Annotated in this window: 16 protein-coding genes and 3 pseudogenes; all 19 read left to right on the top strand. The window is 48.3% G+C overall.

The genetic code is table 11. The annotated features are described in order from the left end of the window. The first annotated feature begins 92 nt into the window (after positions 1–92). The 19 genes and pseudogenes from D368_RS18790 (at position 93) to cyoE (ending at position 23,492) form a co-directional block, all read left to right on the top strand. On the top strand, positions 93–956 hold the full coding sequence (locus D368_RS18790; protein ID WP_043866920.1) for a DNA-3-methyladenine glycosylase family protein: 864 nt from the start codon (positions 93–95) through the stop codon (positions 954–956). Positions 957–1,101: 145 nt separating this feature from the next. After that, positions 1,102–2,502, top strand: a complete 1,401-nt coding sequence (gene rlmD, locus D368_RS18785) for a 23S rRNA (uracil(1939)-C(5))-methyltransferase RlmD (RefSeq protein WP_070081509.1) — start codon at positions 1,102–1,104, stop codon at positions 2,500–2,502. Positions 2,503–3,237: 735 nt separating this feature from the next. Then, positions 3,238–3,564 (top strand): YfzA family protein, encoded by a 327-nt coding sequence (locus D368_RS18780; RefSeq protein ID WP_071391437.1) that lies wholly within the window; start codon positions 3,238–3,240, stop codon positions 3,562–3,564. A gap of 848 nt (positions 3,565–4,412) precedes the next feature. Further along, entirely contained in the window at positions 4,413–5,396 is a 984-nt protein-coding gene (locus tag D368_RS18775) for a tRNA dihydrouridine synthase (protein ID WP_071391438.1), read from the top strand. Between the two features lie 157 nt (positions 5,397–5,553). Next, positions 5,554–6,003, top strand: a pseudogene (locus tag D368_RS18770) (DUF6884 domain-containing protein); the annotation flags it as partial. 303 nt (positions 6,004–6,306) lie between these two features. After that, positions 6,307–7,308, top strand: a complete 1,002-nt coding sequence (acoA, locus tag D368_RS18765) for an acetoin:2,6-dichlorophenolindophenol oxidoreductase subunit alpha (RefSeq protein ID WP_101562823.1) — start codon at positions 6,307–6,309, stop codon at positions 7,306–7,308. 1 nt (position 7,309) lies between these two features. Further along, a pseudogene (acoB, locus tag D368_RS18760) lies at positions 7,310–8,337 on the top strand (acetoin:2,6-dichlorophenolindophenol oxidoreductase subunit beta). 14 nt (positions 8,338–8,351) lie between these two features. Then, on the top strand, positions 8,352–9,545 hold the full coding sequence (locus tag D368_RS18755) for a dihydrolipoamide acetyltransferase family protein (protein WP_128575042.1): 1,194 nt from the start codon (positions 8,352–8,354) through the stop codon (positions 9,543–9,545). Between the two features lie 14 nt (positions 9,546–9,559). Beyond that, entirely contained in the window at positions 9,560–10,939 is a 1,380-nt protein-coding gene (gene lpdA / locus D368_RS18750; protein ID WP_128575041.1) for a dihydrolipoyl dehydrogenase, read from the top strand. Positions 10,940–11,045: 106 nt separating this feature from the next. Beyond that, positions 11,046–12,854, top strand: coding sequence for a sigma-54-dependent Fis family transcriptional regulator (locus tag D368_RS18745; protein ID WP_128575040.1), 1,809 nt, complete (start codon positions 11,046–11,048; stop codon positions 12,852–12,854). 65 nt (positions 12,855–12,919) lie between these two features. Next, positions 12,920–13,102: an H-type small acid-soluble spore protein gene (locus tag D368_RS18740; protein WP_003155535.1), complete on the top strand. Its 183-nt coding sequence runs from the start codon at positions 12,920–12,922 to the stop codon at positions 13,100–13,102. A 170-nt stretch (positions 13,103–13,272) separates the two neighbouring features. Beyond that, positions 13,273–14,622 (top strand): maltose-6'-phosphate glucosidase, encoded by a 1,350-nt coding sequence (glvA, locus tag D368_RS18735; protein ID WP_128575039.1) that lies wholly within the window; start codon positions 13,273–13,275, stop codon positions 14,620–14,622. A 68-nt stretch (positions 14,623–14,690) separates the two neighbouring features. Beyond that, the gene (locus D368_RS18730) at positions 14,691–15,452 is read left to right on the top strand and encodes a MurR/RpiR family transcriptional regulator (RefSeq protein WP_128575038.1); all 762 of its coding nucleotides are present in this window, start codon (positions 14,691–14,693) and stop codon (positions 15,450–15,452) included. 16 nt (positions 15,453–15,468) lie between these two features. Continuing rightward, the gene (locus tag D368_RS18725; protein WP_015388532.1) at positions 15,469–17,055 is read left to right on the top strand and encodes an alpha-glucoside-specific PTS transporter subunit IIBC; all 1,587 of its coding nucleotides are present in this window, start codon (positions 15,469–15,471) and stop codon (positions 17,053–17,055) included. Positions 17,056–17,192: 137 nt separating this feature from the next. Then, the gene (locus tag D368_RS18720) at positions 17,193–18,926 is read left to right on the top strand and encodes an ABC transporter ATP-binding protein (RefSeq protein WP_128575037.1); all 1,734 of its coding nucleotides are present in this window, start codon (positions 17,193–17,195) and stop codon (positions 18,924–18,926) included. Beyond that, positions 18,907–20,723 (top strand): annotated as a pseudogene (locus D368_RS18715) (ABC transporter ATP-binding protein). The gene D368_RS18720 and the pseudogene D368_RS18715 overlap by 20 nt, the downstream one beginning before the upstream one ends. A gap of 166 nt (positions 20,724–20,889) precedes the next feature. Then, positions 20,890–21,294 carry a DoxX family oxidoreductase CatD gene (gene catD, locus D368_RS18710; protein WP_014304646.1) on the top strand — a complete coding sequence of 135 codons (405 nt, stop codon included), beginning with the start codon at positions 20,890–20,892 and terminating at the stop codon, positions 21,292–21,294. Between the two features lie 16 nt (positions 21,295–21,310). Then, on the top strand, positions 21,311–22,168 hold the full coding sequence (gene catE, locus D368_RS18705; protein WP_128575036.1) for a catechol 2,3-dioxygenase: 858 nt from the start codon (positions 21,311–21,313) through the stop codon (positions 22,166–22,168). Between the two features lie 376 nt (positions 22,169–22,544). Further along, positions 22,545–23,492, top strand: a complete 948-nt coding sequence (gene cyoE / locus D368_RS18700; protein WP_128575035.1) for a heme o synthase — start codon at positions 22,545–22,547, stop codon at positions 23,490–23,492. The last annotated feature ends 33 nt before the right edge of the window (positions 23,493–23,525 follow it).

The raw sequence follows: 23,525 nt of genomic DNA, 5'->3' as shown, positions 1-23,525 counted from the left end.
CTGCCATTATATCATGCGGCGTTATGAAGAAAAGTATACGAATTGCCGCCCGGCCGCTTCATGATATACTTGGACAAAAAGGGGTGGAGCATATGTGGAAGGAAACGGTTTCGGTCACGCCGCCGTATCATTTTGATAAAGTCCTTGAAAGGCTGTCGCTCGATCCGCTGAATGCGGTCGATCTTCATGCAAGATCAATCAAAGTGCCGCTCAGAACACGGGACGGCAAACTGTCCGTCATCACGGTTCAAGCGGAAGGCACCGCCGCAGACCCGGTCTTCCTCGTCAGCGGAGAAACGGACCGCGAGGAGATGATTGAACGGATCAAACACATTTTTCAATGGGAACAGCCGCTTCAGCCTGTGCTTGATCATTTCTCAAAAACAAATCTGTCGGCGCTTTTTGAGGAGCATGCGGGAACCCCGCTCGTCTTGGAATATGACGTCTACAACTGTCTCATGAAATGCATCATCCACCAGCAGCTCAACCTGTCTTTCGCATTTACCTTAACGGAACGGTTCGTCCATGCCTTCGGTGAACAAAAAGACGGCGTCTGGTGCTATCCCGAGCCGAAAACGATCGCGGCGCTTGATTATCAGGACTTGCGGGAGCTCCAGTTCAGCATGAGAAAAGCGGAATATGCGATTGACATTTCACGCATGATTGCAGACGGAGCGCTCAATCTGGCGGAACTTACCCATTTATCGGATGAAGACATTATGAAAAAGCTGATCACCATCAGAGGCATCGGCCCGTGGACCGTCCAAAACGTCCTCATGTTCGGCCTCGGCCGCCCGAATCTGTTTCCTTTGGCGGATATCGGCCTGCAAAATGCCATCAAACGCCGCTTCGCCCTTGAGGATAAACCGTCAAAAGACGTGATGCTTCAGGTAAGCAGCGAATGGGCGCCGTATTTAAGCTATGCGTCCTTGTATTTGTGGAGAAGTATTGAATGAAAAACCGCTTTGATCATTTTTTGGAAACTTCCAGTGAAAAACATGAAGGAACCGCCGGCTGCATGTTATACTGAAAAGATGTGATATTTCAAATCAGCCGTTTTCCCAGGAGAAAGGCTTTATATAGAAACGGAGAGAAAAAAACGTGAATCAACATCAAAAAAAGGCGCCTGCCGAATTGAAAATCGGGCAGACATTTCCGCTGACCATCAAACGTCTCGGCATTAACGGAGAGGGCGTCGGCTATTTTAAGAAAAAAGTTGTCTTCGTTCCCGGCGCTCTGCCCGGGGAAGAAGTCGTTGCCGAAGCGACAAATGTGCAGCCGAAATTTTCAGAAGCACGCGTCAAAAAAATCCGCAAGCCGTCTGAACACCGCGTCACGCCGCCATGCCCGGTCTACGACCAGTGCGGCGGCTGTCAGCTTCAGCATCTGGCATACACCCAGCAGCTTCGCGAAAAACGCGACATTGTCATTCAGTCTCTGGAACGTCATACGAGATTCAATGTCGAAGAAATGAACATTAAAGATACGATCGGAATGGACAATCCTTGGAATTACCGGAACAAAAGCCAGTTCCAAGTCGGACGCTCGCAAAGCGGCAGCATCATTGCCGGCTTATACGGACTTGATTCTCATAAAATCGTCCCGATTAAGGAATGCATTGTCCAGCATCCGGCGACAAACAAAACAACGGGTATCGTCCGCCGTATTTTGGAAAAACACAACGTATCCGTTTATAACGAACGGACCAAAAAAGGCGATGTCCGCACCATCGTGACGAGAGTCGGTTTTGAAACAGGCGAAGTGCAGGTCGTGCTTGTCACCGCGAAAGAGACACTGCCGAATAAAGATGAGATCGTCAAAGCCATTCAGAACCGGCTGCCGGAAGTGAAATCGATTATTCAAAACGTCAATGGCGCGCGCACATCCGTCATTTTCGGTGACAAAACAAAAGCGCTGGCCGGAAGCCATGCCATTCAAGAAGTGCTCGGTGACGTGTCATTTGAACTGAGCGCCCGCGCCTTCTTCCAGCTCAACCCTGAGCAGACGGTCAAGCTGTATGACGAAGTGAAACAAGCGGCTCAGCTGACAGGAAAAGAAAAAGTCGTAGACGCGTATTGCGGCGTCGGTACGATCGGCATGTGGGTTTCAAGCGGCGCAAAAGAGATCCGCGGCATGGACGTCATTAAAGAATCAATTGATGATGCGAAGAAAAACGCCAAAAAACACGGCATCAAAAACGCGGCATATGTCACAGGAACAGCCGAACACTGGCTCCCGAAATGGTCGAAAGAAGGCTTCCGTCCCGACGTGGTCATCGTCGACCCGCCGAGAACGGGCTGTGACAGAACATTTTTAGATACCATCAAAAAAGTAAAACCGAAACGCTTCGTCTACGTATCCTGCAATCCTTCCACACTGGCGAAAGACTTGCAGACGCTGTCGAAGGACTATCGCGTCGAATATATTCAGCCTGTGGATATGTTTCCGCAGACGGCTCATGTGGAAGCTGTGGCGAAGCTTGTGTTGAAATCGTCTAACTAAAATAAACAATTCGTAATCAGACCTGGATTCGGTATAAACATTTCCGATTTCCAGGTTTTTTTATGCGCAGCCTTTGCCCTGGCTGTCTTTTCTAAACTTTATGTTTCTTCTTTTCTCGGAGATCTTTATTTAAACTGACGAAAAGAGTTGAAAAACGTGTGGAAAAGCGAGTGAAAAACAGCCAATTTTGACCTCGTTTGTATAATGACGCTGTGGTGTATTATGACATTATTGGGATAATGTAAAATAATTTGATATCATTGGTTTGAGATGAAGTTGTAACATTATTCAACTGTAAAGTATTTATCATGCCAAAGTAAGTAGGTCTTTAATAAAAGATAAACAGGAGGTGAAACCGAATGAGAGATATTGGAATTTCAACAACTGAACGAAGGTTCTGAAGTAGAAGCTGTAAAAGGCAAGGGTGCTTACTTACACTAATCACCAGCGGCAGTTGGCACATCGATAAAAGATCAAACACACTAAAAAAGCATGTTTGGTCGTTATACATAATATGAAAGCCTAAACAGGAAAAAAGGACCCCAATGATTTCCCTTATTCCCAAAAAAGGAATAAATCCGAGGCGGAACCGCAAGTGATAACAACTCTTACAGTAATACCTGCGATGGTTATATCCTTAATAAGTAATTATCGCGACAATCGTGCTTCATCATATAATGATGTTAGATTGTCACTTGGCTAAAAAGTATTGCAGAAAAGGAAATGGTAATTGAAATGGGTAAAGTATATAAAAAACGACCGTTATATAAAAAAAGTTGGTTTCACACGTTGTTGGCATTTTTAATATCACAGCTTTATTTTAGTTTTGTAGAATTAACGGGATGGGGTCCGAATTATAGAGAAATGAATGGATTCCCAGCAAACATAGCTGAACTGGATTTCTTTCAAACATATCTTTCATTCTATGATAATCCATGGTTTAATATTGTCACTGTTTTCTTGGGGGTTTTCACTGTTATACAAATCATTACAGGTATAACAAAGAATATTCGAATGAAAGCAATAACTTCTGACGCCTTATTTAATGATGAAAGAAAATGAACACTTTCTTATTAATCTTATGAGTGAGGACTGCGGCACTTAGTCAGCAGTCTATTTTATTGGTTTTGGATCAGAATTATCGAAGCGTAACCTTATACAAATATATATAGGTGATTGTATAAAGATATTAACATATGGGCTTTGAAAGCCGATCGACCCTTCGTACATATACTGTATAGAGCCAAGCCACTTGCGGCGTTGGTTATTTCTAAACCATGAGCAAATCCGAAAAGATCCAGATTGAAGTTCTTGAATTCTGTTAAGTTCGAGTTTATTTTCTCTTGTCATCCTCTTTACTTCATGTGATTCACAATCGGCAAGTTAAGGCTTTTTCTTTTTACATTCTCTTCAGTACTCAGATATACCACCCAGCCCCATTTGCTTAATCAACTTATTTCTTGAAATTTGTTTTATGGTAATAGGGAGAACTCATATGATATTCTATTTAGGTTGGACTCCTTTTTATCCAAAAAGAGCAAAAGTAAGGCCGCTAAGAAAGATGAAGGTCAGCGCTAATCTTAATAAACCACAATATAAATAAAAATTAGGTGTAGATAATCATCACACTTTTTTCTCTCTCAAACCCTTTTAAAGGTTAAGGAGTTGACTGAGTTGATCAGAAATGAACGGTATGGGGTTAACTATAGCGGTAGTCTATTACGTTAACTCAATTAATGTGTTCTACTCCAGTTTGCTTTTTCACTTTTTAAAAAGTGAAATGTTCAAAATTTACTATCGTTTGATAAGAAGTGCTGACACATGCTATAAGTGTAAAAGAAGCATGGTCAGTTTTTAATTTTGGGATAAAGGTTTGGCTGTATCCCATCATGAAAGGATTTGGATTTGTTATGACAGATAATTTCTGGCGTGGATTACCGCGGCCATTTTTTGTACTGGCACCAATGGAAGATGTGACGGATGTCGTTTTTCGCCATGTTGTGAGTGAAGCAGGCAGACCTGATGTGTTTTTCACAGAGTTTACAAACTCAGAAAGCTATTGTCACCCGGATGGGAAGGATAGTGTACGCGGCCGTTTGACTTTCACGGAGGATGAACAGCCGATGGTTGCCCACATATGGGGAGATAAGCCTGAAAACTTTCGCCAAATGAGTATTGGGATGGCGGAATTAGGGTTTAAGGGCCTGGATATCAATATGGGCTGTCCTGTCCCTAATGTGGCTGGGAATGGAAAGGGAAGCGGCCTGATTTGCCGTCCTGAAGTTGCGGCAGAATTAATACAGGCGGCGAAAGCAGGAGGTCTGCCGGTAAGTGTGAAGACGAGACTTGGCTACACGGATGTTGACGAATGGCGCGGCTGGCTGACACACATACTGAAACAAGACATTGCGAATCTTTCCATTCATCTGCGTACAAGAGCGGAAATGAGTAAAGTAGATGCGCATTGGGAGTTGATTCCGGAAATTAAGAAACTTCGTGACGAGATTGCGCCAGATACCCTTTTGACGATCAATGGGGATATTCCTGACCGGGAGACCGGCTTGAAACTCGCTGAACAATACGGTGTTGACGGGATTATGATTGGACGAGGCATTTTTACTAATCCGTTCGCCTTTGAAAAGGAGCCGAGAGAGCATAGCAGTAAGGAATTGCTTGATCTTTTGAGATTGCACCTGGATCTCCATGATGAGTATTCAAAAGAAGAAGCTAGAGCATATAAACCGCTCCCTCGCTTTTTCAAGATATATCTCCGCGGGTTCCGGGGAGCAAGTGAATTAAGAAATCAATGCATGAATACAAAGTCAACAGATGAAGTGCGTGCATTGCTCGATGACTTTGAGAGAAAGTATCTTGATGGGATGGAGCAAGAGTGACATAAACAACCCTTCATCCGGCCCGGAGTTCGGTTTGAATTCCGGGTCTTTTTGTGTGCAGCTTTTACCCAGACAGATCCATGGCCGGTTTCGTCATGCAGAAATAAACGAATAATGGTACATTGATAGAAGATACATCATAAAGGGGGAGAGAAAAATGAAACGACTGTGCATCATCCCCTGCGGCAAGAAAAAAATTTGGGATGTCCATTCAGATACAGGGTCGGTAAGGGCGGAAGACGCTTATCTCAGCCCGTTTCATCAGGCGTGCGAGCGATATGCGAAAGCATTTTTCGATGAGTGGGTGATTTTGTCGGCGAAGCACGGATTCCTTCGTCCGGATGATACTGTTCCCGGAAATTACGATGTCACTTTTGGAACCGGTCATCCGGAGATCATGGCAGCGGACGAGCTGCGCCGTCAATTTCATGAAAAAGGCTTTTCCGACGTCGAAGAGCTTGTCATGCTTGGCGGGAAAAAATACCGAAGCGTTCTAAACGCCGTCATCGGAGAGCATCAGCATATCACCTGGCCTCTGTCATCGTATAAAGGCATTGGTTACATGCTTCAAGCGCTGAATCGGGCTGTTGAAGAAAAGGATGAACTGCAGCGCGTGGATATGAAAAAAGAGTGTAACCACTCAAACGCCGCGTTAGACTGTATGCGGAAGTATGAAGCAATAAAAGATTTCCGAGGAAATAAATACGTCGATCATTGTCAAAGACAGGGTGATGCCCGGTCTTTTTGTATGCCATAAAACGAGACAAAGTGATCAGATCGAGACAAAATGAGACACCTGTCTCAAACTGTCTCCATTGTAAAAATAAAAACATTCATTTTACGGGCTTCAAAGGCTGGCATGCTTCTTGCATTTATAAGTGTGAACCCTAAATAGAAGGAGGCGCACAAAATGGAATTGTTAAAACGAGAAGGCTTGTCATTAACTGAGGAAAAAGCGCTGTGGATGTACCAAAAGATGCTGGAAATCAGGGGCTTTGAAGACAAAGTGCATGAACTGTTCGCGCAAGGAGTGCTTCCCGGATTCGTCCATTTGTATGCCGGTGAAGAAGCGATAGCTGCGGGGGTGTGCGCTCATTTACATGATGGCGACAGCATTACAAGCACACACAGGGGACATGGCCATTGTATCGCCAAAGGCTGTGATCTGGACGGCATGATGGCGGAAATATTCGGAAAAGCGACCGGACTGTGTAAAGGCAAAGGCGGCTCTATGCACATTGCGGATCTTGATAAAGGCATGTTAGGCGCAAATGGAATCGTCGGGGGCGGATTTACGCTCGCATGCGGATCAGCGCTCACGGCTAAATATAAACAAACTAAAAATGTAAGCGTTTGCTTTTTCGGGGACGGAGCCAATAACCAAGGCACCTTCCATGAAGGGCTGAACTTAGCGGCAGTATGGAACCTTCCTGTCGTGTTCATCGCCGAAAACAACGGCTACGGCGAAGCCACGACATTTGAGTACGCGTCAGCCTGTGATTCAATCGCCGATCGGGCGGCTGCCTACAACATGCCTGGGGTCACGGTGGACGGAAAAGATATTTTAGCAGTTTATCAGGCGGCCGGGGAAGCGATAGAAAGAGCAAGAAACGGCGGAGGCCCGTCTTTGATTGAATGTATGACTTACCGAAACTACGGCCATTTCGAAGGCGATGCCCAAACTTATAAAACAAAGGATGAAAAGACTGAGCATCTTGAAGAAAAGGATGCCATCCAAGGCTTTAAAAACTATCTTCTAAAAGAAACGGATGCAAATAAATTGTCAGACATCGAACAGCGAGTCAGCGAATCGATTGAAAAAGCCGTCTCGTTCAGCGAAAAGAGTCCGTATCCGAAAGAGTCAGAGCTGTTGACAGACGTCTACGTGTCATATGAAAAAGGGGGAATGTGAGATGGCGAGAGTCATAAGCATGTCGGACGCGATCAATGAAGCAATGAAGCTTGCGATGAGAAGAGACGACAATGTGCTTGTAATCGGTGAGGATGTCGCCGGGGGAGCGGCGGTCGATCATTTGCAAGATGATGAGGCATGGGGCGGTGTACTCGGGGTCACAAAGGGGCTCGTACAGGAATTCGGGCGCAGCCGAGTGCTGGATACACCGATTTCTGAGGCGGGCTATATGGGTGCGGCCATGGCTGCGGCATCCACGGGGCTGAGACCGATTGCCGAGCTGATGTTTAATGATTTTATCGGAACGTGCTTTGACCAAGTGATCAACCAAGGGGCGAAATTCCGCTATATGTTCGGCGGTAAAGCGCAAGTGCCGATCACCGTCCGCACCACATACGGAGCCGGGTTCCGGGCAGCGGCTCAGCATTCGCAGGCGCTGTATGGCCTGTTCACCAGCATCCCGGGGCTGAAGACGGTTGTGCCGTCCAATCCGTATGACGCCAAAGGTTTGCTGCTGGCGGCAATAGAAGACAATGATCCGGTATTCTTTTTGAAGACAAAACGTCCTACAACATGAAGGGCGAGGTGCCGGAAGATTATTATACAATTCCGCTCGGAAAAGCGGATATCAAACGCGAAGGCAGCGACATCACGCTGTTTGCGGTCGGCAAGCAGGTTAATACTGCGCTTGAAGCGGCTGCACAGCTTTCTGAGAAAGGCATCGACGCCGAGGTGCTTGACCCCCGGAGTCTGTCTCCTTTAGATGAGGAAGCGATTTTCACATCGTTAGAAAAAACAAATCGGCTGATCATCATTGACGAAGCCAATCCGCGCTGCAGCATCGCCACGGATATTGCTGCGATTGTCGCCGATAAGGGCTTTGATTTGCTTGATGCGCCGATTAAGCGGATTACAGCGCCGCATACACCGGTGCCGTTTTCGCCAGTGCTTGAAGATCAATATTTGCCGACACCAGACCAAATTGTCAGCGTCACGCTTGAATTGCTTGGCGAGCCGGCAATGAATTAAAGGAGGGATGTAGAATGGCTGTAAAAGTAGTAATGCCGAAGCTTGGAATGGCGATGAAGAAAGGTGAAGTATCCGTCTGGAATAAAAAAGTCGGCGACCCGGTTGAAAAGGGAGAAAGCATCGCCAGCATCAACTCGGAAAAAATAGAAATGGAAATAGAAGCGCCTGAAAGCGGCACGCTTCTTCACATTAAAGTCAAAGAGGGAGAAGGAGTCCCCCCGGGAACGCCCATCTGTTATATCGGGGAAAACGGCGAAGAAGTGCGGGAGAAGGAGGCGCCGGCTCCTGAAAATGCAGGGAAACCGCAAGCTGAACCTGAACATATTCCCGCTCCCAAAGCCGGGCAAAAGCGTAAACACCGCGTGAAAATATCTCCCGTTGCCCGAAAAATGGCGGAGAAAGCCGGGTTGAAAGTTGATACGCTGAACGGGACGGGTCCCGGAGGCCGAATTGTAAAAGCTGACGTCATCAAGGCCATGAAGACAGAAGCTGAACCGCAGTCTTCGGTTCAGACGGCACAGCCGGAGGGAAAACCGGCTTCAGCGATGAGAAAAGTGATTGCAGACCGAATGCACAAAAGCCTGCAAAACAGCGCCCAGCTGACGCTGACGATGAAAGCGGACATTACGGAGCTTGTAAAATGGCAGCAGCAGCTCGCCGACAGCGCGAAAAAGCGGAGCGGTGTTAAACTGACGGTCACACATTTCGTATCCCGGGCCGCGGCGCTTGCGCTGAAACAGCATCCTGAGCTGAACAGCTCTTATCAAGAGGAGCGGATCATCACCTATCCATATGTCCACCTCGGGATGGCGGTTTCTCTTGAAAACGGTCTCGTCGTGCCGGTGATCCGGGATGCGGAAAAGCTTTCATTTCTTGAGCTTGCGGATCACATCAGCACATCGGCACGCCGGGCGCGGGAAGGCAATGCTTCCGGAGATGACCTGCACGGATCGACATTTTCTATTACAAATCTCGGGGGTTACGGAATTGAGCATTTCACCCCGATTCTTAATCCGCCTGAAGCCGGTATTCTCGGAGTGGGCGCAAGCTATGAAACGCCGGCGTTTAAAGGAGATGAGCTTGTCAAAAGCACCATGCTGCCGCTGAGCCTTACCTTTGATCACAGAGTATGTGACGGCGCCCCGGCTGCGGACTTCCTGAAAACGGTCAAAGCGCTGCTTGAAGAGCCTGCCGGTTTGATTTTATAGAGAGAGGTGAAAAAATGAAACTAGCCATTATCGGCGGCGGGCCGGCCGGATATGCAGCTGCCGTGACTGCCGCGCGGAGGGGAGCAGAAGTCGTTCTGATCGACAAAGGGCCGCTCGGAGGCACTTGTCTCAATGAGGGGTGCATCCCGACAAAGTCGCTTTTGGAAAGTGCGAATGTGCTCGATAAAATCAGGCACGCAAATACATTCGGCATCGAACTGCCGCAAAACATTACACTCAATTGGAACCGCATGCAGGGGCGCAAACGGCAAATCGTCAGCCAGCTCGTGCAGGGAATTCAATACTTAATGAAAGCAAATCAGATTAAAGTCATCAGCGGGACAGCTTCATTTCTCACAGAGCAGACATTACTTGTTGAAGGTGAGGGAGGCGCAAAAGACATTCTGGAAGCGGACTGGATATTGATTGCATCCGGATCTGAACCGGCGGAGCTGCCGTTTGCCCCATTTGACGGCGATTGGGTGATCGACAGCAAAGATGCGCTTTCTTTACTGAAAATCCCTTCGTCTCTGCTCATTGTCGGGGGAGGTGTGATCGGCTGCGAATTTGCCTCTTTATTCAGCCGGTTTAAAACGAAAGTGACGGTGATTGAATCGGCTGACCGGCTGCTCCCGGCAGAAGACGGGGAAATCGCCGCCGCTTTCGAAGACTCTTTAAGAGACAGCGGGGCTGATATTCAGACAAAAGCCGCCCTTCAGCGGATTGACAAAGAAAAGAAAACCGCCGTGTGGACAAAAGACGGAAAAGAAATTGAGGCTCAGGTTGATCACATTTTGGTTGCAATCGGCAGAAAGCCGCGTTTGCAAGGCCTGAATCTGGAGCAGGCCGGCATCCGGTATTCTCCGCGCGGCATTGAAGTCAATGACCATATGCAGACCAATGTGCCTCATATATATGCGTGCGGCGATGCGGCCGGAGGGATGCAGCTCGCGCATGCCGCCATTCATGAAGGAATCACAGCCGCCGCGCATGCCTCGGGAAAGGATAGCAAAGTCAATATGCGGGCGGTGCCCCGCTGTATTTATACATCGCCGGAAATGGCAGCTGTCGGGCTGACGGAAACACAGGCGAGAGAGACATACGGAGATGTGAAAATCGGAGAATGCTCATTTTCTGCTAACGGAAAAGCGTTAATTAAGCATCAGTACGGCGGCAAAATGAAAATCATTGCCGAACCGGAATTCGGAGAAATCGTCGGCGTGTCAATGATCGGGCCGGACGTGACGGAATTGATCGGTCAGGCGGTCATGATGATGAACGGTGAAATGACGGCGGATATGTCGGAGCACTTTATCGCGGCGCATCCGACTCTGTCAGAAACGCTTCAGGAAGCCCTGCTGAATGTCACAGGACTTGCGGTGCATTCCGTATAACCGGAATACCCTTTCTCAGATGAGAAGGGGTATTTTTCGTTGAAAGCGCTTTACTTTTCCCCTACAATATATGAAAAGATGGTCTGAACAGGGGGGAGCAAATACAATGAATGTCATTCGGAATGATTTTAAAACCTGGAAGCGTTTTGTGAAAGAAGGCGTGCTCGATGAATCCCGTATTCAGAAGCGGGTGGCTTCCTCATGGCACCGCTGCAAAAAAGCCGACGTCAACCCTTATCTTGAAAAGGGACCGAATGTAATGCCGGCAGATCATTTAGAAAGGCAGGCCGAAAAGCATGCGTTATTTTTAGCAGCCTCAACGCCGTATGCAGAAAGAATGAAAACGGCGATGCGGGAAATGGAAATGATGGTTCTTCTGATTGATTCTGACGGCGTTGTCCATTCAGTTGACGGCCACCCGCGCACCATTCATGAAGCGAACCGCATCAATTTCTTAAAAGGCGCCCGCTGGACGGAAACGGCCGTCGGCACGAATGCGATCGGGACGGCTCTTTATACAAATGAACCGGTCATGATACACGGCTCTGAACATTATTCGCTCGCTTCTCATCAATGGAGCTGTTCCGCCGCGCCCATCCGTTATGAAGACGGGCGGCTGGCGGGTGTCATTGATATTTCCTGCCCCGCCGCCCGCGCTCAGCCTTTTATGCTCGGAATTGCCTCCTCCATCGCTTATACGGCGGAACGGGAGCTTGCCCTAAAGATCAAAATGACAGAACTTGACATGATCAGCAAATTCGCCGGGCTTACCCGGTCTCACGATCCGATCGTGCTTTGCAATGAAATGAGCCGGGTTATCGCTGCAAGCCGTCCCGTTCAGCATTTTACCGGACATATGCTGCGCGAGCTTGAGGAACAGGGCTATCATATCAAGCAGACGAAGCGGGAGGAGAACGGCTTCTCATGCATTTACTTATCCAAACGAGAAGAAAAGCCGTCGTTTATATTTCATGGTGCGGCAGGCAAAAGCCCGTCATCCCGACATATGCTCCAGCAGCTGGAGCTTGTCGCCCGAACGGACGCAACCGTTTGTCTTACGGGAGAAACCGGGACGGGAAAGGAGATTGCCGCCCGGGCGATTCACAACAACAGCTCCAGGAAAAACGGCCCGTTTATCGCTGTCAACTGCGGAGCGGTTCCTGAAAAGCTGATTGAAAGCGAACTGTTCGGCTACTCGGAAGGCGCCTTCACCGGGGCCAAACGGAAAGGACATAACGGCGCTTTGCAAAAAGCCGATAAAGGCACGCTTTTCCTCGATGAAATCGGAGAAATATCACACTCCATGCAGGTCGCTCTGTTACGGGTGCTGCAGGAACGGAAAGTCACCCCGGTCGGCGGGACAAAAGAGATTCCCGTTGACATCAGAATCATCACTGCCACCCACACTGATCTGAGACAGCTTGTCGAATGCAAAAAGCTGAGAGAAGATTTATTTTACCGGCTTCACGTCTGTCCGATCCACCTCCCTCCATTAAGAGAACGCACCGAAGACATTCCCGGCCTCTTCCTTGAATTTCAGCGAAATCGCGGCTGGCGGGGGGAGCTTCCTGATGACTTTTTAGACCTATTAAAGAGCCGGAAATGGCCGGGGAATATCAGGGAATTGTTTAATGTATTTGAACGTCTTTCCGTCATGTTCCCGGACGGACGGCTGTCAGGGCGCCCCATTGCAGCCCTGCTTGAAGCGTCAGGTCTTAAAGAGGCGGCCGAGTCTTATGAACAGGAAGAAGCGTCCCCTGTCTCCATCCGGGAACACATTCAGAAAAACATCATCGTAAACGCGCTTGAATCAGCGAAGGGGAATGTCACGCTGGCTGCCAAAATGGCCGGAATCCCGCGGAGCACGTTTTACAAACGCCTCAAAAAATTCAAACTCACCGCCGGACAATTGTAAGAAACAAGCATACTTCTCTTGGCTGCCGGACACGTTATGTGTGAGGCCTAAAGGAGGTTTGAGACGTGAATACACAGCGTGCGAAAGACATTTCGGAATCCGCCGCCATGGCGTATGTGACGTATGAAGGAGTCCCGATTTATATTCAGCATGTCAACGAAGACAAGGAAACAGCCAGGATTTTTCCGATCGGAAATCCACAATTTGAGCAGGAAGTGCTGCTTTCTGATTTACAAGAGCATTTTTGAGAAGGGGTCTGCTGATGACAGCAGGCCTTTTTCGTACCTGTGGGAACTTTCCCGCTTTTTGAGAAAAATAACTAAAAATGATCAAATGATCTAACTCCTCCAAACCCGGTACAGATCGGAGCTTCTCATGATATAAATAAAATGTAAACGTTATCAGAGGAGGGCTTCACATGACAGACAAATCATTCTCAATCGTTATTGCAGGCGGCGGCAGCACATTTACCCCCGGAATTGTATTAATGCTTTTGAATCACCTGGAAGAGTTTCCGATCAGAAAGCTGAAACTTTATGACAATGATAAAGAAAGGCAGGAGCGGATTGCGGGTGCGTGTGAGGTATTCATAAAAGAAAAAGCGCCGGACATTGAATTTTTGGCGACTGATGACCCAGAGACGGCTTTTACGGATGTTGACTTCGTCATGGCGCATATCCGCGTCGGAAAATATGCGATGCGCGCGCTCGATGAACAAATCCCGCTGAAGTACGGCGTGGTCGGCCAGGAAACATGCGGGCCGGGCGGAATCGCATACGGCATGCGCTCTATCGGCGGTGTTCTGGAGATTCTTGATTATATGGAAACGTACTCGCCTGACGCATGGATGCTGAATTACTCCAATCCGGCGGCGATTGTGGCCGAAGCTACACGGCGCCTCAGACCGAATTCAAAAATATTGAACATCTGCGACATGCCGGTCGGAATTGAGGATCGCATGGCGAACATCCTCGGATTATCTTCACGAAAAGAAATGAACGTCCGTTACTACGGCTTGAACCACTTTGGCTGGTGGACGTCCATCACCGATCGAGAGGGCAATGATTTAATGCCGAAGCTGAAAGAGCATGTCCGTGAATACGGCTACGTTCCGAAGACGGAGGCCGAACAGACTGAAGCAAGCTGGAATGACACATTCAAAAAAGCGCGCGACGTACAGGCGGCTGATCCGGATACGCTTCCGAACACATATCTGCAATATTACTTATTCCCGGATGATATGGTGAAAAAATCAAATCCGAACCATACGAGAGCCAACGAAGTCATGGAAGGGCGGGAAGCTTTCATTTTCAGCCAATGCGATATGATTACGCGCGAACAATCATCGGAGAAGAGTGAAATTAAAATTGATGATCATGCTTCCTATATCGTCGATCTTGCCCGGGCCATCGCTTACAACACAGGGGAGAGAATGCTGTTAATCGTTGAAAATAACGGCGCGATCGCAAACTTTGATCCGTCAGCCATGGTTGAGATTCCTTGTCTCGTAGGTTCAAACGGACCGGAACCGCTCTCAGTCGGGAACATACCGCAATTTCAAAAAGGCCTGATGGAACAGCAGGTGTCTGTCGAAAAACTGACGGCTGAAGCGTGGGAAGAGCGGTCATTTCAAAAGCTGTGGCAGGCGCTGATCCTGTCAAAAACAGTGCCGAATGCCCGTGTGGCAAGACTGATTCTTGAAGATCTGATGGAGGCTAATAAGGACTACTGGCCTGAGCTTGATGTAAGCCCGTCTCCTATTTCCTGATGACAATCTTCCCCGTTTTCTTTATCTGTTATTCTATATAATAGAAAGAAAACGGGGGGATTTTTGGGATGAGTCTTGAAGAACTGGTTAATCAGCATTACGCGAAATTAAATGACAACGATTTTTATATTTTAAAATATATATTGAATCATAAGCATACGTGCTACCATCTCGGTATCAATGACATGGCGAAAGTCTGTAATGTCTCTCGGTCTTCCATCCTGCGGCTCGCCCAAAAACTGGGCTTCAGCGGCTATAGTGAATTCCGTGTTTTTCTGAAATGGGAGGATCAGCCTGAAGAGGGCGAGAATATGACGTTTGAAAAGCTGCTGGATGATATTGAAGCCAATGTAAAATACGTGAAGTCAAAAGATATGACGGAGATGTGCCGGCTGATAGATGAAGCAAAACGGATTTTCGTTTACGGATCGGGGACGGCTCAGAGGGTGTGCGCCCGCGAGCTGCAGCGGATGTTTGTATCCCGGCGGAAGTATCTGATTTTAATTCAGGACATCACAGAGTTTGATATCATGTGTGATGATTTTAAGGTTGATGACGTATTCATCATTATTTCTTTATCAGGCGAAACACCCGAATTAATTCCGCAGGTAAGGACCCTGTCCGCAAAGGGAGTTCCGTTTATTTCAATCACCAATCTGAAAAACAACGTCCTGGCGCAAACGACGCCGTATAATCTTTATGCGACCAGCAAGCCGGTGACGTTAAGCGATAAAACGGAAATCGTCGCATTTGCCCCGTTTTTTCTGGTGGGCGAAGCATTATTCCGTGCATATGTTGATTATAAAGAGCTCGAAAATTTTGATAAATAGCGGGAGGTCACGTGAAATGATGCAAAAAGTCCAGCGCTTCGGCAGCGCGATGTTTGTGCCTGTTTTATTATTTGCATTTTCCGGTATTATTGTCGGTCTGAGCACGCTGTTTAAAAATAAAACGCTGATGGGGCCGCTGGCTGATCCTGACGGGCTTTGGTATCAATGCTGGTACGTCATTGAACAGGGCGGCTGGACCGTCTTTAATCAGATGCCGCTCCTGTTTGCGATCGGCATACCTGTCGCCTTAGCGAAAAAAGCGCAGGCGCGGGCTTGTTTGGAAGCGCTTACAGTTTATCTTACATTCAATTACTTTATCAATGCGATTCTGACGGTTTGGGGCGGGGCTTTTCATGTCGATATGACTCAGGAAGCCGGCGGAACGAGCGGGCTGACGATGATCGCCGGCATCAAAACGCTTGATACGAATATTATCGGCGCCATCTTTATTTCATCTATTGTCGTGTATTTGCACAATCGTTATTTTGATAAAAAACTGCCGGATTTTCTGGGGATTTTTCAAGGCTCTTCATACATCGTAATCATTTCTTTCTTCATTATGATACCGATTTCACTTGCGGTGGCATACGTATGGCCGATGGTTCAGTCCGGAATCGGCTCGCTGCAAAGTTTTCTCGTTTCTTCCGGGGCGATCGGCGTGTGGATTTACACATTCCTGGAGCGGATTTTAATTCCGACCGGCCTGCATCATTTTATTTACTCGCCGTTTATTTACGGTCCGGCTGTGGCTGAAGGCGGTATCGTCACCTATTGGGCTCAGCATCTCGGGGAATACTCTCAAAGCGTCAAACCGCTGAAAGAATTGTTCCCGCAGGGGGGCTTCGCGCTTCACGGCAACTCGAAAATCTTCGGCATTCCGGGAATCGCGCTCGCTTTTTACGCCACAGCTTCAAAGGAAAAGAAAAAAATCGTCGCCGGCCTTTTGATCCCGGTCACCTTGACGTCCATTGTCGCAGGGATTACAGAGCCGATTGAATTTACATTCCTTTTTATCTCGCCGTTTTTATTTGCGGTTCATGCTTTGCTTGCCGCTTCCATGGCAACCGTCATGTATATGGCCGGCGTCGTCGGAAATATGGGAGGCGGTTTGATCGAAGCTGCGACCTTGAACTGGATCCCGCTGGCGTCAAGCCACGGCTTGACGTATGTATACCAGATCATCATCGGGCTGTGTTTTACCGCTGTTTACTTTTTTGTATTCCGTTTCCTCATTCTCAAATTCAACATCGCCACACCGGGCAGAGAAAAAGAGGAAGGGCAGGAAACAAAGCTTTATTCGAAAAAGGAGTACAGAGAACGGAAGCAGGCTTCAAAAGAAACAGCCGCGGCAGACGAAACACAGCGGGATACAGCCGCTTTGTATATTGAAGCGCTGGGCGGAAAGGACAATATTACGGAGGTCACCAATTGCGCCACCCGTCTCCGCGTTACTGTCGCTGATGAATCAAAGGTCAAAAGTGACGCCGATTTCAGAGAGCTGGGAGCCCATGGCGTCGTCAGAAAAGGCAGGGCGCTTCAGGTCATTGTCGGATTAGGCGTTCCGCAAATGCGGGAGCGCATTGAACAGCAATTGGATCAATAAGGTCAAAACCTTCCCCTCCCCGGGAAGGTTTTATCTTTTTCGCAGATTATTAAAAAAACGGCACACCAAATTTCTTTATTCATTTGCCGGAAAGGCATAAAATAATAATATTGAACAAAGGATTTGGAGGCTTACACATGTCAAAGGCTTTATCATATGTAAAACCGTATTCCCTTTTGGCGGGAATCGCTCTGTTTTTCATGCTCATCGAGCTTGCGGTAGAGCTGATACAGCCCCTGCTGATCGGGAAAATCATTGACGAAGGAATTTTAAAGCAGGATCTCGGTACGGTTTGGCTGTGGGGCGGCGTGATGATCGGACTGACCGCTGTTTCATTCGCATCGGGAATTTTAAATTCATTCTACTCCGCCCACATCAGCCAGAGCTATGCGTATGATACGCGAAAAGGGATTTTTCAAAAAATTCAATCCTTCTCTTATTCGACGTTTGCGCAATTCTCATCCACATCGTTTATCACCCGGCTGACAAACGATGTGACACAGGTCCAGAATATGCTTTTCATGAGTCTCCGGTTTATGCTCAGGGCGCCGTTAATGATCGCGGGCGGCATTATTCTCTCGCTGACCGTCAATGCGAAACTCGGGTTTTTTCTGCTGATCACGGTGCCGATTTTGCTTTTGTTTTTGCTGTGGGTGCTGAAAAGAGGCGGCGCGCTGTTTCGGTCCGTGCAAAAGCGGCTTGATCAGGTCAACACGATCATGCAGGAAAACCTGACGGCGATCAAACTGATTAAAGCGCTCCTCCGTGCAAACCACGAAGTGAAACGTTTTTTGAAATCGAATACGAAGCTGATGGAAAAAACGGTTTCCGCTTTTCGTCTCGTGGAAGCGGCGATGCCGATTTTAATGCTGTTGATGAACAGCTGCATTTTGTTTATCTTATGGTTCGGCGCCAAAAGCATTGCTCAGGGCGGAGCGCAGGTCGGCGATGTCGTTTCCGTCATTAACTATGCGACGCGGATTACAGGCGCGCTGTCCGTCCTTCCTTTTCTCATCATGGTATTTTCCCGGGCGAAGGCTTCCGGGGAAAGAATCGGTGAGGTGCTGGAAACAGAAGGCGGCGAGGGAACGGGGCACGACCCGGCACGGGCGCTTGCAGGCGGGATTGAGTTTCGCGAAGTGTCCTTCCGCTATCCGGACATGGAAAAAGACGCGCTGCATCACGTGTCCTTTTCTGCCAGCCCGAGAGAAACGGTTGCCATTATGGGCGCGACAGGTTCAGGGAAATCAACGCTTTTTCAGCTGATTCCGCGCCTGTACACGGCTGATTCGGGCAGTATTTTCATAGACGGCAAACCGATCGGTGAATTCTCCGCTTGCGGGCTGCGCAGGGAAATCGGCTATGTGCCGCAGGAAGTGCTTCTGTTTTCGGGCACAATCCGTGAAAATATCGCCTGGGGACGGGAGGATGCTTCACTAGATGAAGTAATGGAAGCGGCCAAAGACGCGCAAATCCATGACACGATTATGAAGCTGTCAAACGGATACGACACGGTGCTGGGACAGCGGGGCGTCAATTTGTCAGGCGGGCAGAAGCAGCGGATTTCCATCGCGCGCGCTTTTATCAGGAAGCCGTCCCTCCTGCTGTTAGATGACAGTACGAGCGCGCTGGATCTTCAAACGGAAGCGAAGCTTTTACAAGCGATCAGATCCTATGAATGCACGACACTGATTATTACGCAAAAAATAACAACCGCGATGAAGGCTGACACCATCTTATTGCTTGAAGACGGCGAACTGCTTGCAAAAGGCACGCACAAAGAGCTGATGGCACAGTCTCATCTGTACCGGCAGATTTATGAATCACAATTCGGAAAGGAGGGAGCTGACAGTGGAGAAAGACATTCGTAAACCTTTCCGATATCCGAAAATACCGCTCAAACCAAATGAAGGCGGCAGAAAACGCGCGAAAGCAAAAGATACAAAAGGCACGCTGCGCAGAATCTGGTCGTATGTAGCCGAGAAAAAAGGGCTTTTAACCCTTGTGATCATCATGGTAGTCATAAGCGCCATATTCGGCCTGCTCGGACCGTTCGTCATCGGGAAAGCAATTGATCATTTTATCGTCGGACGGACGATGGACGGATTGGCGGGTGTACTGTTCATACTGTTTGGGATTTACCTCGTGCAATCATTGTCCTTATGGTTTCAAAACTATTGGATGATCAATATCTCGCAAAGCACCGTGTTTAAAATGCGGAGCGAACTGTTCACCCATCTGCATGAGCTGCCGATACCGTTTTTTGATAAACAGCGCCTCGGCGACTTGATGAGCCGGGTTACCAATGATATCGAAAATGTCAGCTCCACTTTAAATACATCCGTCATTCAAGTGCTGTCGAGCGTCATTACATTCGTCGGCACAATCGCCGTCATGCTGTACATGAGCCCGCTTTTAACATTGATCACGCTTTTGATTATTCCGATCATGCTTTTGAGCATTAAATGGATCACCAACCGGACGGGACTCCTGTTTAAGCAGCAGCAGAAAAACCTCGGCGAGCTGAACGGTTTTATTGAAGAGTCGATATCAGGAGCGAAGGTCATTAAAGCCTATTCGAGGGAAGACCGCGTCATGGAGCAATTTTTAGAAAAAAACGCGGCGTTACAATCATCAGGGTTTTGGGCGCAGACAATTTCGGGATTCATTCCGAAAGTCATGAATTCTTTAAACAATTTAAGCTTTACGATTATAGCGGCGGTCGGCGGGCTGTTTGCGCTGAAGGGGTGGATTTCGATCGGCTCCATCGTCGTATTCGCAGAATACTCGCGGCAGTTCACGCGCCCTTTAAATGATTTAGCCAATCAGTTCAATACGATGTTATCGGCCATCGCCGGGGCTGAACGGGTGTTTGACGTGCTGGATGAAAAAGAGGAGCGGGAAGATGAAGAGCATGCGACGCACCAGCCGATCAAAACGGGAGAGATTGAATTCCGAGATGTCTCCTTCGGCTATCAGGAAGACAGCCTGATCTTAAAACATCTGTCCTTCAGCGTTCCGAAAGGACAGTCAATCGCCTTCGTCGGACCGACCGGAGCGGGTAAAACGACCGTTACGAGCCTGATCGCCCGTTTTTACGAGCCGAATAACGGAAAAATCCTCATCGACGGAACGGACATCAAAAAACTGACGAGATCCAGTCTGAGAAAAACATGGGGTTTGTCCTGCAGGATTCCTTTCTCTTTCAGGGCACCATCAGGGAAAATATCCGTTACGGCCGTCTGGATGCATCTGACCAAGAGGTGGAGGCAGCAGCAAAAGCCGCCAATGCCCACGGATTCATCCAACGGCTCCCGAAAGGCTACGATACCGTCCTTACCCAAAACGGCGCGGGCATCAGCCAAGGACAAAAACAGCTTATTTCCATCGCGAGAGCTGTGCTGGCGGACCCGGTGCTGCTCATTTTGGATGAAGCGACGAGCAACATTGATACGGTGACGGAAGTGAAAATACAAGAAGCGCTCGGCCGTTTAATGGCGGGCAGAACAAGCGTCATCATCGCTCACAGACTGAACACGATTCAAAAAGCCGATCAGATTCTTGTGCTGAAAGACGGCGAAATGGCTGAAAAAGGAACCCATGCCGAACTGCTCAGCCAGAACGGGTTTTACCGGGAATTATATGAAAGCCAGTTCCGGGAATCATAGATAGGGAAAAAGACCTCCGACAGAGTGCGGAGGTCTTTTTTTGCGAAGACAAATAGTACTTTTAAGTTATTTTCGTTAAATGTAACAAAATTACTTGACGTAAATAAGTTATGTATATATACTAGCTTACATAAAGTAAGTGATAATAATTTTCAAGGAGGATTTTATGAATAAATCATTCGAAACAGGAACACTGCTTTTAAGGGTTGTAACAGGTATTATCTTTTTTGTTCACGGTTTATCCAAGTTTCAAGGGTTGGAAGGAACTACGCAATTTTTCCAGAGCATCGGGCTTCCGGCCTTTATGGTCTACGTCATCGCGACGATTGAGCTTGTCGGCGGGGTTCTGATCTTTTTCGGTTTGGCGACGCGCATAATCGGCGTTCTGTTTGCCCTCACATTAGTCGGCGCCATCTTCACGGCGAAGCTTTCCTCACCATTTATGGGCGGATCGGAATTTGATTTCATCTTACTGGTTGCGTCAATTCACTTAGCGCTTTCAGGAAGCCGACTGCTTTCATTGGATCAGCTCCTTTTCAAATCAAAAAAGGGAGAAACTTTTTCAGCATAAGAAAGAAGGCGTTCAAATGACCGGCATTCATCAAGATACGGCAATCGGTTATGTCAAATTGACCATTAAAAATATGGAACGGTCGCTCGGCTTTTACCAAAATGTGATCGGCCTTCAAGTCATCTCGCAAACCGATCGTTCCGCAGAACTGTCAGCAGACGGAAAACGCGTCCTGCTGGTGCTTGAAGAAAATCCAAGCGCCGTCGTTCTGCCGGAGCGGTCTGTCACCGGCCTTTACCATTTCGCGATACTTCTGCCTGACCGGAAAGAACTCGGCATCGCATTGGCCAGGCTGATTGAAAACGGCATCGCGCTCGGTCAGGGGGATCACGCAGTCAGTGAGGCTCTTTACCTGTCTGATCCGGACGGAAACGGCATTGAAATATACGCCGATCGTCCCCGCAGCACGTGGCGCCGGGATGCAGAGGGCAATTATGTCATGCAAACGGCGCCCGTCGATGTGGACGGGCTTTTGGAAGAAGCCGGAGCTGAACGGAAAAGCCGTCTCCCGGAAGGAACCGTAATCGGTCACATCCATCTTCATGTGACGGATTTACAGGAAGCCAAAGCGTTTTACACCGATATCCTCGGTTTTGACATTGTCGGCAATTACGCGGGCATGTCCGCTCTGTTTGTTTCAGCGGGAGGGTATCACCATCACATCGGTCTGAATATATGGGCCGGAAAACATGCGCCGCCGAAACCGGGAAATGCAAGCGGGCTGGATTATTACACCATCGCGCTGCCGCATCAAAAAGAGCTGTCACGTGTGACAAAAGCGCTGACCGATGCCGGCTTTGAGATCGAAGAAAAAGAAGAGGGCGTATTCGTCAAAGATCCTGTATCAGGGACGGATATCGCATTTACACTGTAAGAAACAACCCTTGCCGTCTCACCGGCAAGGGTTTTTATTTTTCTAAAGGCTCGGGAAAGAAGAACGTCGATTTGCAATATACACCCGGCTTTTGTGTGACTGAAGAGAGCGAACATCTCAGTGAGGCGCAAAAATGACGAGTGGAGCCCGCCATCGCCGGCCCGGGCTCAGGGCATCCGCTGAATTGAAAATGGTGTCCGTCGGCGGATCAGGGAGCAGTATGGGCAGACTTTGAATAGAAAAAGGGAAAAGCCGCATCCGGTCACAAGATGCGGCTTTTCATATACAATTTACAATTGTGTGAAAAATGCCCAAAATAAATTGTGCTTCCTGATTCTTCCTGATATGATAAGCTGAAAAAGGAGAACCTCAACAAATGAATTCAAATGCAGCACAGACGGAACAGTCTATGAAGCATAACGGAAACCGGATGACGGTCAAGGACTTTATCATTCTTGCCAAACCGGGGATTATCATCTCAAATTCACTCGCCGCATTGGGCGGATTTTGGATCGCATGGCTTCAGTCGGAAAGGACGGGCGGAGGGCCCGGTATATTTGCCGCCATGGCGGTTGCCATGATCGGAACGGCGTTAGTCATGGCGTCAAGCACTGTTTTTAATAACTTCTTTGACCGCGGCATGGACGCAAAGATGGCGCGAACCCGCACCCGCGCCAGCGTCACGGGAAAAATACCGCCGACGGTCATGATCCTGTACGGCACATGTCTCGGCGCATGCGGATTCATCATGCTTGCTTCGCTTAATGTACTGACCGCCGTTCTTGGCCTGCTTGCATTTTTGCTGTATGCCGTCGTTTATACGCTTTGGTTTAAAAGACAATCCGTCTGGAGCACATTTGTCGGCAGCTTTCCGGGGGCGGCTCCGCCTTTAATCGGTTATTGCGCGCTGGCCGGGTACATTGATATGCCCGCGATTTTGTTATTCGCGATTATGTTTTTGTGGCAGCCGCCGCATTTCTGGGCGATCGGAATCAGGCGAAAGGAAGAGTATCGTGCCGCCGGCATTCCGCTTTTGCCGATCATAAAAGGCAATCGCGTCACAAAAATAAAAATGCTGCGCTATATCGCCGTTCTGACTGCGGTTTCGCTGCTCGTTCCTCTTTATATAGAGGTCAGCCCGTTTTATACCGCAATCGCTCTCCTGCTCGGGGCCATCTGGCTGTACCGGAGCGTCAAAGGCTTTCACGCGGCGGATGACACGCAATGGTCGAAGGGGATGTTTTTTTATTCAATTGTTTATTTCAGTCTGCTTTTTCTTATTTTAATGGCTGATTCGTTTATCAATGCGGTTCTCAGAACGTAAACAGGCGGCCTGCAGATACAGAGCCGCCCCGTT

The sequence above is a fragment of the Paenibacillus lentimorbus NRRL B-30488 genome, assembly GCF_000411595.1.
GTDB classification, from domain to species: domain Bacteria; phylum Bacillota; class Bacilli; order Bacillales; family Bacillaceae; genus Bacillus; species Bacillus velezensis.
This window is presented reverse-complemented; position numbering and strand designations above follow the sequence as displayed.

Excerpts from the sequence above, each read along its gene's own strand:
- D368_RS18790 (WP_043866920.1), top strand. The coding sequence starts at position 93 with ATGTGGAAGGAAACGGTTTCGGTCACGCCGCCGTATCATTTTGATAAA.
- D368_RS18780 (WP_071391437.1), top strand. The coding sequence starts at position 3,238 with ATGGGTAAAGTATATAAAAAACGACCGTTATATAAAAAAAGTTGGTTT.
- D368_RS18775 (WP_071391438.1), top strand. The coding sequence starts at position 4,413 with ATGACAGATAATTTCTGGCGTGGATTACCGCGGCCATTTTTTGTACTG.
- acoA (WP_101562823.1), top strand. The coding sequence starts at position 6,307 with ATGGAATTGTTAAAACGAGAAGGCTTGTCATTAACTGAGGAAAAAGCG.
- D368_RS18755 (WP_128575042.1), top strand. The coding sequence starts at position 8,352 with ATGGCTGTAAAAGTAGTAATGCCGAAGCTTGGAATGGCGATGAAGAAA.
- lpdA (WP_128575041.1), top strand. The coding sequence starts at position 9,560 with ATGAAACTAGCCATTATCGGCGGCGGGCCGGCCGGATATGCAGCTGCC.
- D368_RS18745 (WP_128575040.1), top strand. The coding sequence starts at position 11,046 with ATGAATGTCATTCGGAATGATTTTAAAACCTGGAAGCGTTTTGTGAAA.
- glvA (WP_128575039.1), top strand. The coding sequence starts at position 13,273 with ATGACAGACAAATCATTCTCAATCGTTATTGCAGGCGGCGGCAGCACA.
- D368_RS18730 (WP_128575038.1), top strand. The coding sequence starts at position 14,691 with ATGAGTCTTGAAGAACTGGTTAATCAGCATTACGCGAAATTAAATGAC.
- D368_RS18725 (WP_015388532.1), top strand. The coding sequence starts at position 15,469 with ATGATGCAAAAAGTCCAGCGCTTCGGCAGCGCGATGTTTGTGCCTGTT.
- D368_RS18720 (WP_128575037.1), top strand. The coding sequence starts at position 17,193 with ATGTCAAAGGCTTTATCATATGTAAAACCGTATTCCCTTTTGGCGGGA.
- catD (WP_014304646.1), top strand. The coding sequence starts at position 20,890 with ATGAATAAATCATTCGAAACAGGAACACTGCTTTTAAGGGTTGTAACA.
- catE (WP_128575036.1), top strand. The coding sequence starts at position 21,311 with ATGACCGGCATTCATCAAGATACGGCAATCGGTTATGTCAAATTGACC.
- cyoE (WP_128575035.1), top strand. The coding sequence starts at position 22,545 with ATGAATTCAAATGCAGCACAGACGGAACAGTCTATGAAGCATAACGGA.